The following is an 11,451-nucleotide window of genomic DNA, read 5'->3' as shown; positions in this document are numbered from 1 at the left end:
TGAGGAGTAAAATCAATGGATTAAAGGAGTCGTTCAATTAATGGATTATCGAATTGAGAAGGACACAATGGGTGAAATTCAGGTTCCTGCGGACAAGCTGTGGGGCGCGCAAACGCAGCGAAGCCTGCAAAACTTCAAAATTAGCGGCGAACGCATGCCAATCGAAGTCGTATATGCGATGGCTTATATCAAAAAAGCCTCCGCGCAAGCGAACGAGAAGCTTGGCGTATTGGATGCGGCCAAATCGGCGATTATCGGCGAGGCTGTAGATGAGATCGTATCCGGCAAGTGGGATGAGCATTTCCCGCTCGTGGTATGGCAGACAGGCAGCGGCACGCAAACGAACATGAACGTGAACGAGGTTATCGCAAACCGTGCGAACGCGCTGCTTGCTGAACGCGGCAGCGACGTGCGCATTCACCCGAATGATGACGTGAACCGTTCGCAAAGCTCGAATGACACGTTCCCTGCGGCGATGCATATTGCCGGCGTCATTGCGCTGGAAGATCGTTTGCTTCCATCGCTTGACTTGCTGAACGACACGCTTCGCGCAAAAGCGGAGAAGTTCAACGATATCGTAAAAATCGGCCGCACGCATCTTCAGGATGCCACGCCAATTACGCTTGGCCAAGAAATTAGCGGTTGGTACTCGATGCTAGACAGAACGCGCAAGATGCTCGTTCAAAGCGTAGAGACGATGCGCGATTTGGCGCTTGGCGGTACGGCTGTGGGCACGGGGCTTAATGCTCACCCTGACTTTGCCATTGCAGTAGCTGAAGAGGTAACGGCACTTACCGGCAAATCCTTCGTTACCGCTGAGAACAAATTCCACTCCCTGACAAGCCATGACCAAATCGTCTATACGCATGGGGCGGTTAAAGCTCTGGCGGCTGATTTAATGAAGATCGCCAATGACGTGAGATGGCTGGCAAGCGGCCCGCGCTGCGGCATTGGTGAGATCTCCATTCCGGAAAACGAGCCAGGCAGCTCGATTATGCCAGGTAAAGTAAACCCGACGCAAAGCGAAGCGTTAACGATGGCCGTATGCCAGGTTATCGGAAACGATACAGCGATTTCGATAGCAGCGAGCCAAGGCAACTTTGAACTCAATGTGTTCAAACCGGTTATTATTTATAACTTCCTGCAATCCGTTGCGCTGCTTGCTGACGGCATGGTATCGTTCAACGACAATTGCGCGGTTGGCATTGAGCCGAATGAAGCGGCGATCAAGCGCAATCTGGATCAATCGCTGATGCTTGTAACGGCACTTAACCCGCATATCGGCTACGAGAATGCAGCGGCCATTGCGAAGAACGCTCACAAAAAAGGACTTACGCTTAAAGAGTCGGCGATTGCAAGCGGCTTGCTCACTCCCGAGCAGTTCGATGAGTTTGTCCGTCCGGAGAATATGATTGGTAAACGTTAATCCTTGTTTGGAATAGGAAAGGCCAGCACGTCAGTTAATGACAAGTGCTGGCCTTTTTTTTGAAATATAGAGAAGAGTATTACGCTAAGGTTGAATGCATGTAGCTATCAACGATGGTCTTGATTTGTTGGACGGTCCGCTCAAGCGATACATTCTCTAAGACATGTTCGCAGGACTTGCGGTAGGTAACTTCCTCGGTATAATGGCTCAAATAGCTGTCGATAATCTCATAGCGAGTGCCCTTGCTTTCGAGTCGCTCCGCAACGGTCTTCTTGTCGACGTACAAGAAGATGCGAATAACGCGGTCGCCGTATTGTTTATGAATGATGTCCGAGCCTTCGCGGTTCAAAATGAGATAAACGCTGTTGCCCGATTGCAGAGCAAGATCGAGATATCGCTTACCAATACCGTAACGGTATTGATCGATTTTGACCCATTCCATAAAGAAGCTGTCTGCCGCTAGTTGATCGAATTGTTCTTTCGTTACATAACGGTAATCCATGTCTGGGCGTTCTTGATCGCGCGGCAGCCTGTCCGTGCAGGAGGGAATATGTGCAATTCCGGTTCCCTTTAGAGCTTGGTGCGCCGCAGTCTTGCGTCCGGAACCGCTTGTGCCGGTAAAGATGAAGATGTAAGGCTTGACCATGCCAATCACTCCTTCCTCTTACTCTTTATATCGGTTTTTCAGCGAAGGTTCATGACTGCTCTATCTTAGAAAGATCAAGGAGAAGTGGCAGGGGACAAAGTGATGCGGCTGCTTATTTATGGTATGATACGTGTGACTGCCTAGGCAGCTACTATTCTAAAAAAGTAGGTTTGACTCATGCATTTATTGTCTGTAGAACATATAACGAAGAGCTACGGCGAAAAGCTGTTGTTCGAGGATGTCACCTTCGGCGTGGAGGATGGCGATAAAGTCGGCATTATCGGCGTGAACGGCACGGGAAAGTCTACCTTTCTCAAGGTTATTGCGGGCCTCGAGCCAGCAGATTCAGGAAACGTGTCGATTGGCAACCGCGTAACCGTCAGAATGCTGGCGCAGGACCCGGTCTTTGCCCCTAATGAAACGACGCTGGAGCATGTGCTTGGCGGAAACTCCCCGCAGCTAAGAGCCGTACAGGCTTACGCTGCTGCCATGGAAGCAATTGAGCTTAAGCCAAGCGACACGGCGCTGCAAGAACAGCTAATTAAAGCAAATCAGCTTATGGATGAGTATGACGCTTGGCAGCTCGAGAGCGATGCGAAGATGGCGTTATCCAAACTAGGCATTTATGATTTTGAGGCCAAAGTGGAGACGCTATCGGGCGGCCAGCGCAAGCGGGTCGCGATGGCGGCGGCGCTGCTGCTGCCGTCGGATGTGCTTATTCTCGATGAGCCGACCAACCATATTGATAATGATTCCGTAGCATGGCTAGAGGGGATGCTGCAGAAACGCAGAGGCGCCCTTCTTATGATTACGCATGATCGTTATTTTCTCGATCGGGTCAGCAATCGCGTCATTGAGCTGGATAAAGGGCAAGCCCATTTCTATCAGGCGAATTACAGCCGCTTTCTTGAACTGAAGCTGGACCGCGAGGAACGCGAGGCTGCAACCGAATCGAAGCGGCAGAATTTGCTGCGCAACGAGCTTGCATGGATCAGGCGCGGAGCCAAAGCGAGAACGACGAAGCAAAAGGCGCGGATCGACCGATTCGAGGCGCTTAAGGCGGAAGCGCCGAAGCAAGCGGGCGGCAAGATGGATGTGTCGGTAGCTTCAACTAGGCTGGGCCGGAAAATCGTTGAAATGGAAGACGTGACGAAGCGCTTCGGCGAGCGTACGCTTATTCGCGATTTCAGCTATATTGCCGTTCCCGAGGATCGGGTCGGCATTGTTGGCCGCAACGGAAGCGGGAAGTCTACGCTTCTTAAGCTGATTACCGGTCAATTAATGCCGGATGAAGGAACCGTTGAGCTGGGCTTGACGGTTAAGCTTGGCTGGTTCTCGCAGGAGCACGAGGAGATGGACCAATCGCTTCGCGTTATTGAATATATCCGCGAGGCTGCAGAGCAGGTGAAGACGGCGGATGGCACGACGATCTCCGCAGGACAGATGCTGGAGCGGTTCCTGTTCTCGCCAACGATGCAGTGGACGCCGATCTCCAAGCTCTCTGGCGGAGAGAAGCGGCGCTTGCAGCTATTGCGCGTGCTGATGAACGCGCCTAACGTGCTGCTGCTCGATGAGCCGACGAATGATTTGGATATTTCGACGCTTACCGTGTTGGAGGACTATTTGGACGATTTCCCTGGTGTCGTGTTCGTCGTTTCCCATGATCGCTACTTCCTGGATCGTACGGTGGACAAAATTGTTGCGTTTGAAGGGGATGGCGTCATCACCCATCATACCGGCAACTACTCCGACTATCAGGAATTTGTCGCAAAACATGGATCAGGAGCTCCGGCAGCGGCTTCAGCGCCCAAGGTGCAGCCTGCAGCTGCGCCTAGCCGCACAGATGCCCCTGCGAACGCAGCGGCAGGCAAAGCGCGTGTGACGAAAATGTCCTACAAAGACCAAAAGGATTTCGAGCAAATCGATGGCTGGATTGAGGCCGTGGAGGCTGAAGTCAGCGCGATTGCGGATCGTATGGAAGCGGCAAGCAGCGATTCTGTGAAGCTGCAGGAGCTTGCGGCGGAGCAGCAGCAGCTGGAAGAAAAGCTGGAGAAGCTGATGGACCGCTGGGCTGAGCTGAATGAGCTGGCGGAGCAAATTGCGGCACAGAAATAGAAGGATTTTATTTCATATGACGAAGGGCGGCTGAGCTGATGAGCGCTAACGACATTCGCAATGTTTATTGCATAGGACGCAACTACAGGCTTCACGCATTGGAGCTTGGCAACGAAATTCCGGATGAGCCGCTCGTGTTTACGAAGCCGTCTCATGCCGTAGTCCCGATGAACGGCAATGCCGTGGAGCTTCCGGGCGATGTAGGCGAGGTGCATTTTGAGCTGGAGATCGTCTTGCGGATAGGCAAGTCCTATGAACCGGGCATCGATGCCGAGCAGCTAATTGATGCTATGGCGCTGGGGCTCGACTTGACGCTGCGCGACGTGCAGTCCAAGCTGAAGGCAAAGGGGCAGCCTTGGCTGGCTGCCAAAGGCTTCAAGAGTTCGGCGCCGCTTGGCGAATGGCTTGCTTATCCAGGCGCAGCGGTGCTGGCAGAGACGGAGTTCGTCCTGCTGCGCAATGGGGAAACGGCTCAGCGCGGCCAAGCGAGCGACATGCTGTTTAGCGTATCCGAGCTGATTGAATATGTAGGCGAGCATTATGGCCTTAGCGCGGGCGATGTCATTTATACAGGGACCCCGGCTGGCGTAGCGGCTCTGCAGGATGGCGATCAGCTGCAAGCCCTTTGGGCTGGCGAGCCAGTAGGGAATTGCAGCATAAAATTAGTTTAGACGGTTGTACGACAGTTCTTCCTACTTGGAAGAACTGTTTTTTTATGTAACAATTTGTAGAGGGGAGCGTGATTGGCTTGAAAATCGTATGGATTGAGGATGAGCTGCAGTTGCTGCAGGAATGTACTGAATTTTTACATAAGGAATCTATAGAGGTACACGGGGCTACGAGCCTTCAGGAAGCGGAGAGTCTTATCGCGGAAATAAGCCCGGATTTGTTATTGGTGGACTGGATGCTGCCTGGCGGGGCGAGCGGAATTGAAATATGCAAGCGGAACGAGCGGGAATGGAAGCTGCCCTTCATTATGGTAACGGCTAAGGGGGATGAATTCGATAAAGTACTGGCGCTTGAGCTTGGGGCGGATGATTATTTGACGAAACCTTTCGGATTGAGGGAATTGAGTGCCAGAATTAAAGCGGTGATGCGCAGAGCAAGCAGGAACGGTGAGGAGGTCTCAATGCTGGACGAAGAAACGCTGATTCAGCGAGGAGGGCTTTTGCTTGACCAACAGCGCTTCGCAGCATTTTTGAACGGACAAAAGCTTGATTTGACGCGTACCGAGTTTTTGTTGCTGTCGAAGCTGGCGGCTTATCCTGGGAGGGTATTTACCCGTACTCATTTAATGGACGAGGCGCTTGGAGACAGCTTCCTAGGCTATGAGAGAACGCTGGATTCCCATATCCGTAATTTGCGGCGCAAGCTGGAGGTCGGGAAAGAGAAGCAGGAGCTGATTCAAACGGTTTATGGCGTGGGCTACCGATTTGCGGAGGAGTTCCGGTGAAGAGGAACGGTTTAATCGGCAGAGCGAAGGAGAAGCGCTGGCTGGCTGCGATCACCGTTTTGGCAGGCATGGTGACGTTTCTTGGAATGCAATGGTTGGTGGCAGATGCTAATCAGGTAGAACAAAGGGCGAGTCAGCTTTTTTGGAACGGATATGCCAAGCTGTTTTACGAATCAACAGGCAGCTGGTCCGGACTGGGGGAACGTTTGAGGACTGACCGCTTTATGCTTTCGGAAAATAATGTGGCTTCGGTAACGGTATATGATAAAGATGGAAGGACAGTAGCAGAGCTGAAAAACCAAGGGCCCCGCGAAGCTGCCGCTCGCAAAATAGCGGTTTTGTCCGATAACGTCATTGTCGGATTCACGCAGATCCATGCAGCGAAGCAAAAGGTCGGAAGCAAAGAACTTTTGCTTCCGCTGGCAGTGATGCTGCTTGTTTATTTGCTCGGGGCTTGGTTGCTCCGCCAAAGGAAGGTTATCGCGGAGCAGGCAGAGGATCGGATTGCCCTAGCCATTTGGCAACGTTCTGCCCCGGTTAAGAGTAAAAACGTAGAAAGTAAAGTTAAGCTTAGTGAGGCATTAAGCTTAATTGAAGAGCTTGCGCAGCGCGCGGAACGTTTGGAGACGGTGCGGAGGACAATGGTAGCAGATATTGCTCATGAGCTTCGGACTCCGATTGCAGTTATGCGTACGCAGCTGGATAACGCCATACAGGAAGGGCAACCGCTCCCTTTATCCAAAATCGTATCTCTCCATGACGAGACGCTTCGCCTCACGAAGCTGGTTCGTGACTTGCAGGAGCTATCGCTTGCGGAATCAGGGCATCTGCCGCTCAATAAGCACTGGTTTTCGCTAACGAGGCTTGCGGAATCGGTCGTAGAGGCACTCGTAGTCGGCACGGAGGAACAAGAGATGAAGTTCATCATGGAAAAGGATCAGGATATCCGTATCTATGCAGATGAGGCCCGGGTTAGACAAATTATGATCAATCTGGTTGGCAATGCGCTTCAGCATGCTCACCAGGAGCTTTGCGTGGCCATTTTATTGGAAGATGGACAAGCTTTGCTCAGCATAGCCGATGACGGCGTTGGAATCGAGGAGGAGGAGTTAGCCTTTGTGTTTGACCGATTTTACCGTGGAAGTTCGAAGGTGAGAACAAGCAAGCGTGCCGCTGGCTTGGGACTTGGACTTGCGATCGCGCAGCAGTTCGCGAACGTGCACGGCGGGACAATTACCGTGAGCAGCGAGTATGGCAATGGAGCTACCTTTGCTCTGCGGCTGCCCATTATGAAAGACTAGCGAACTGCACAAGTTCTGCATATTTGCTCCATTAAGAATGCATATCGATTTGCTAAAGTGAGAGCATTCTATGGAACAAGAGGTGAAGCATCAGGATGATTACTGTTAAAGGAATATCTAAGACGTATGGCAAGGGTGAAGCGGCGGCTCGGGCGCTTCGCGACGTATCTTTTACGATCAGCAAGGGTGAAATGGTATCGATTACGGGCCCTTCCGGCTGCGGCAAGTCGACGCTGCTTCATCTTTTGGCGGGTATCGAATCCGTCGATAGCGGTGAAATATGGATTGGCGATGCGCCGATTCATGCATGGGATGACAAAAAAATCGCGAAGCTGCGGCTTGCAAAAATGGGGTTTGTGTTTCAGTCCTACCACCTCGTTCCTGTATTGAATGCATGGGAGAATGCTGCTTTGCCGCTCATTGCATCCGGCGTTTCTTCAGCTAAGGCGAAGGAACGTTCGCTTGAAGCGCTTAAAGAGGTTGGGCTTGCGGATAAGGTGAATCAGTATCCCGGTGCATTATCAGGCGGGCAAAATCAACGTGTGGCAATTGCCCGGGCCATCGTTGGGAAGCCTGACATCATTTGGGCGGATGAGCCAACAGGTGCGTTGGATACGGAAACGGCAGAGCAGGTTATCGGAATGCTGGAGATGTTGAACAGTCATTATGGGACAACCATTATAATGGTTACTCATGACGCGCGGATGGCGGGCCGAGCATCGCGTATCATTCGGATGCAAAATGGCCGAGTCATTTATGATGGGGGCATGACGCCATGATCAGGTCTGGACTGATATGGCGTATGGCGGCAGGCAATCTGCGAAAGCAGTGGAAGCAGACGCTGCTTACGGTGTTTGCCGGAGCGATCGGAGCGATGCTGATTGCCCTTAGCGCGGTTAACTATGAATCGGTTCAAAGCAGCGGAAAGGCGTGGATAGAGACTCATCTCGGACCGATTAATTGGAAGCTATCCCCGGAGAAGTCCGAGAGCGGAGGCTTTACGGCGGGGGAGATCGCTACACTTTTAGAGCGTACTGAAAATGATGGCTATACGCTGCTGCCCTATGTGAGAACAGAAGCAGCTGTCATTGCCGCGGATGCCGATGCAGGCGCGGGAGCAGCGCTGAAAAACATATTGTTTATTGGTTTTCCTATGGAGGAGGCTGTTAGCTTTGATCCTGTTGGCAATGCTCTATGGCGGGAGGGGCTGGCAGACGACGAGCTCATTATTAATCGTGAAACAGCGAACCTGCTGGATGTCCAAACCGGTGATGTGCTCGCTGTCGCGGTACAAAATGGCGAGCAGCTATTTCGTATTAGAGCTGTAACGGAGCAGCGCGGATTAACCGGATATCTGGAAACGGGTGCATTTTCCGGTACGATTATTGGCTCTGAGTCTGCTGTACGTAAACTTTCAGGACGAATGGCGGGGAGCTATGATGCTGTTCTATTGGGACACACCAACCCGGCTATCGACTTGCAAGGGATGTTTTTCATGCAGGATCTGCCTTTCCGTGTGGATTATTTAAAGCTGAATGCCCAACAAAAATTCGAAAAGATGAATTTTACGCTGATTATTGGAATGATCAGTGCCGTTGCGATCGCTTCAAGCATGCTCTTCATGCGCCAGGTGCTGACGATGATCGGTGAATCCAGACAGGAGATGTATGGCATTTTGCGTGCTATCGGTTTCTCCAAACCGAATATATCGGCGATGTTTACAGCGGAAGCTTTGTTGCTTTCCTTCTTCAGCGCCCTGCTCGGTACAATAGCCGGCATGCTAGGCGGTTATCAGCTCATCCGTTTGTTTTATGGAAGCTATGCCGCGGAGCTTTCTCGAATGGCTGGCAGCAATATCACGGTTCAGCCTTATATTTCCTTGAGCACAACGGTTATCGTTTTTGCGGTTATCCTTTTATTTCTCGCCATGATTTCTTTGCTGGCGGCTCGGCGCGTGAGCCAATTTGGTATTGTTGAAGCTTTGCGAGGGCCGTCGCAGATGAAGCAAGCGGGTAGAGGGAAAGGGAGAGTGCGTGGAAAAAAAGGCGTAGCTGCACTCGCTCTTGGAATCATTGGAATATCAGGAACTGCCGTGCATTTTGTTTTTGCTTTTGTTGAGCCGCCTGAATTAAAGGGAGAGAATGTTCTGCTCATAGCAGCAACTTGGCTAATTGCTTGTTGTTACGTGTTATCTATCTTTTTAACTTTAATGGAAAAAATGGATGTTCCCCTGCACAAGATTCTCCGAATAGTCGGGATTCCGCGGTTATCGGTGATGCTCGCGCTTAAATATCCCAGATGGCATAAAGGCAGATCGTATACGACAGCGCTCTTGTTCTCGCTTGTTATGATGACCATTACCCTTGTTGTCTGCATTTTGCAGCTTATTCTTGCAAACGGAGACGTTAATCGAACGAACCAAAGTGTTTTTGGTTTTGGCGGTTACGCTTCTTATCGCACAACGGAGGAGCAGCAGAATATAGTAGAAGCGGCTGCAAGTGACTCATTCATTCATGGGCAAATGAAGGGAACGGTAACGATAGAGCCATATATGCTAAGTATGGTGGAGAATGGCATAGCTCAAGCGGTGGTTCCTGTTACCGAAGAGTTAGTGGGGAATCATCCGAAAGCATTATTGGCACGTGCCTCTAACTTCTCCGATGATGCCGCCGCTTGGGAAGCTGTGCGGAATAATTCGGATTATATTATTTTGCCGCACTTTTTTAGCATGAAGGACCCGCTTTATTCTGATGATATTACGCTAGTGAAGGCGGGCGATTCCATCAGGCTCCCAGTCTATGAAAACAAGCTCAGATCAGACACGGAGGCGTGGGAGCCATTGACCGAGCGAACGTTTATCGTGGCCGGATTTGTTCCGAATGATGCATCGAATTTGTTGATGGACTTTTACGGAGCCACCTTTATGAATGAGAAGGTCGTGGAGGAGCTTCGTCCTTTTGGACACAAGTGGATGAATCAGAATGATCTCGGCTTTGTATTGTTTCAATTTGATTATAAGGACATCAAGACGGCTCAAGCGTTGGAGGAGAGGTTTGCTGTTCAAGGCGTGTTAACCTTTAACGTGCCTTATTTGAAAAATTCAGCGGAGCAGTTATTGAACAAGCAGCTTGGGATCGGCTTTATCGGGTTTACGGTCATCTCGGCCTTCATTGGATTGATGGGTCTGGCGATCATTCAGTTCCGTTCCGTACGCGAACGAAGCAAACAAGTAGCGATGATGCGCTGCATTGGCGTACCAAGCAAACAAATCTACGGAATGTTTTTCATTGAAGGTTTTGTGATCAGCGTTGTCGGTTTATTGGCAGGCTGGGCAATTGGATCCAGCGGAGTCCGTATTTTTTCTGAAAACCTAAAACATGATATCCGTGTATATGAGGAGCCCGTCATCTTTCATTATCCTTTCGGCATTCTGCTTCCGATTATCGGCAGCTTGGTGATCGCTTCCTTTTTCATTAATCTGCTACCTGCAAGGGCAGCGCTTCGGCTTAAAGCAGTGGATGCTCTACGCGTAGGGAATGAATGAAGGATGGATATAAGCTTTTCATAAGCAAAGAGGGTGCGCCAGCAGCAATCATGCAGCTGGCGCACCCTCTTTATCAAAATATAAGAATTCATAAGCTTGTTCGCTTATAAAAGCTTTATATTTCACCGTCTAAGCTGCTTCAGCGTCTTAAGGACGCCGAAGGCGTTGTTGCTTGGCTTTATCGCTTATTTGCCGTTGAAGGCACTTAGCATCCATACATGCTTCTCAAGCGCTGTATGAATCGCGAGCAGCATATCAGCTGTCGTCTCATCCTTGGCTTCCTGTGCTGCTTCCATGCCTTCCTTCAGCTCGCCAATAATCTTAGCGAAATCCGCGATCAATTGATCGACCATTTGCGTGGCATCTTCTTTATTCGAAGCTTCCTCGATGCTCGATGCTTTCAAATGCTCTTTCATCGTCGCGATAGGCTTGCCTTTCAAGGCGAGCAGGCGCTCTGCCAGCTCATCGACGTGAAGAGCTGCTTCCTCGTATAGCTCCTGAAATTTGACGTGCAGGGTAAAGAACTGCGAACCCTTCACGTACCAGTGGTAATTGTGAAGCTTGATGTAAAGCACGCTCCAATTGGCAATTTGGTGGTTCAGGTGCTCCTGTACAGTTGTAGATTTAGCTGTAGTTGCTGTTGTCATAATGATCATCCTTTCTCATGGTAGTTTGCGCTATTAAAGGGTAGTGAATACAAAATGATTGGGAAAGCAACGAATAATAATGATTTAGACTAACTCCTTGTTTATAATTATTACAAATTAACTGTCGCTTGTCAATATCATTACCCGTATATCGGATAAATGAAACAGGCTATGTCGCATGTTTATCGAAAATGAAGGGTTAGCGTGCTGATGGCCAATGGAGATAGAAGTGATGTATGCTCGCTGTGCTTCGGCTAATTTGTAGGCTAGGTAGTGGAGATATAAGCTTGAAAGTGGCTGATTATGCGCTCTATTTTTC

Annotated in this window: 9 protein-coding genes; 7 read left to right on the top strand and 2 right to left on the bottom strand. The window is 50.4% G+C overall.

Annotated features, from left to right (window positions below):
* Nucleotides 1-40 precede the first annotated feature (40 nt).
* Nucleotides 41-1,426: a class II fumarate hydratase gene (gene fumC / locus FJQ58_RS06800; protein ID WP_139991668.1), complete on the top strand. Its 1,386-nt coding sequence runs from the start codon at nt 41-43 to the stop codon at nt 1,424-1,426.
* 79 nt (nt 1,427-1,505) lie between these two features.
* On the opposite strand, the gene FJQ58_RS06795 is transcribed toward fumC, so the two are convergent.
* Nucleotides 1,506-2,072, bottom strand: coding sequence for a guanylate kinase (locus FJQ58_RS06795; RefSeq protein ID WP_139991667.1), 567 nt, complete (start codon nt 2,070-2,072; stop codon nt 1,506-1,508).
* Between the two features lie 177 nt (nt 2,073-2,249).
* Here FJQ58_RS06795 and FJQ58_RS06790 point away from each other — a divergent pair, with 177 nt between their 5' ends.
* The 6 genes from FJQ58_RS06790 to FJQ58_RS06765 all read left to right on the top strand — a co-directional run bounded on the left by FJQ58_RS06790 (nt 2,250) and on the right by FJQ58_RS06765 (nt 10,485).
* A complete protein-coding gene (locus FJQ58_RS06790) occupies nt 2,250-4,187 on the top strand; it encodes an ABC-F family ATP-binding cassette domain-containing protein (RefSeq protein WP_139991666.1) in 1,938 nt (645 codons plus the stop codon).
* 38 nt (nt 4,188-4,225) lie between these two features.
* Nucleotides 4,226-4,858, top strand: a complete 633-nt coding sequence (locus FJQ58_RS06785; protein ID WP_139991665.1) for a fumarylacetoacetate hydrolase family protein — start codon at nt 4,226-4,228, stop codon at nt 4,856-4,858.
* Between the two features lie 77 nt (nt 4,859-4,935).
* Nucleotides 4,936-5,640 (top strand): winged helix-turn-helix domain-containing protein, encoded by a 705-nt coding sequence (locus FJQ58_RS06780; RefSeq protein WP_162341355.1) that lies wholly within the window; start codon nt 4,936-4,938, stop codon nt 5,638-5,640.
* On the top strand, nt 5,637-6,941 hold the full coding sequence (locus FJQ58_RS06775; protein WP_139991663.1) for a sensor histidine kinase: 1,305 nt from the start codon (nt 5,637-5,639) through the stop codon (nt 6,939-6,941). The genes FJQ58_RS06780 and FJQ58_RS06775 overlap by 4 nt, the downstream gene beginning before the upstream one ends.
* A gap of 95 nt (nt 6,942-7,036) precedes the next feature.
* A complete protein-coding gene (locus FJQ58_RS06770; RefSeq protein ID WP_139991662.1) occupies nt 7,037-7,720 on the top strand; it encodes an ABC transporter ATP-binding protein in 684 nt (227 codons plus the stop codon).
* Nucleotides 7,717-10,485: an ABC transporter permease gene (locus FJQ58_RS06765; protein WP_139991661.1), complete on the top strand. Its 2,769-nt coding sequence runs from the start codon at nt 7,717-7,719 to the stop codon at nt 10,483-10,485. The genes FJQ58_RS06770 and FJQ58_RS06765 overlap by 4 nt, the downstream gene beginning before the upstream one ends.
* 185 nt (nt 10,486-10,670) lie before the next feature.
* Here the strand turns inward: FJQ58_RS06765 and FJQ58_RS06760 are convergent, their stop codons facing one another.
* A complete protein-coding gene (locus FJQ58_RS06760; RefSeq protein ID WP_139991660.1) occupies nt 10,671-11,132 on the bottom strand; it encodes a Dps family protein in 462 nt (153 codons plus the stop codon).
* Nucleotides 11,133-11,451 lie beyond the last annotated feature (319 nt).

Source organism: Paenibacillus paridis, assembly GCF_006345825.1.
Classification (GTDB): domain Bacteria; phylum Bacillota; class Bacilli; order Paenibacillales; family Paenibacillaceae; genus Pristimantibacillus; species Pristimantibacillus paridis.
The sequence above is the reverse complement of the archived record's forward strand: the minus strand, read 5'-3'. Positions and strand labels throughout refer to the sequence as shown.

Excerpts from the sequence above, each read along its gene's own strand:
- fumC (WP_139991668.1), top strand. The coding sequence starts at position 41 with ATGGATTATCGAATTGAGAAGGACACAATGGGTGAAATTCAGGTTCCT.
- FJQ58_RS06795 (WP_139991667.1), bottom strand. The coding sequence starts at position 2,072 with ATGGTCAAGCCTTACATCTTCATCTTTACCGGCACAAGCGGTTCCGGA.
- FJQ58_RS06790 (WP_139991666.1), top strand. The coding sequence starts at position 2,250 with ATGCATTTATTGTCTGTAGAACATATAACGAAGAGCTACGGCGAAAAG.
- FJQ58_RS06785 (WP_139991665.1), top strand. The coding sequence starts at position 4,226 with ATGAGCGCTAACGACATTCGCAATGTTTATTGCATAGGACGCAACTAC.
- FJQ58_RS06770 (WP_139991662.1), top strand. The coding sequence starts at position 7,037 with ATGATTACTGTTAAAGGAATATCTAAGACGTATGGCAAGGGTGAAGCG.
- FJQ58_RS06765 (WP_139991661.1), top strand. The coding sequence starts at position 7,717 with ATGATCAGGTCTGGACTGATATGGCGTATGGCGGCAGGCAATCTGCGA.
- FJQ58_RS06760 (WP_139991660.1), bottom strand. The coding sequence starts at position 11,132 with ATGACAACAGCAACTACAGCTAAATCTACAACTGTACAGGAGCACCTG.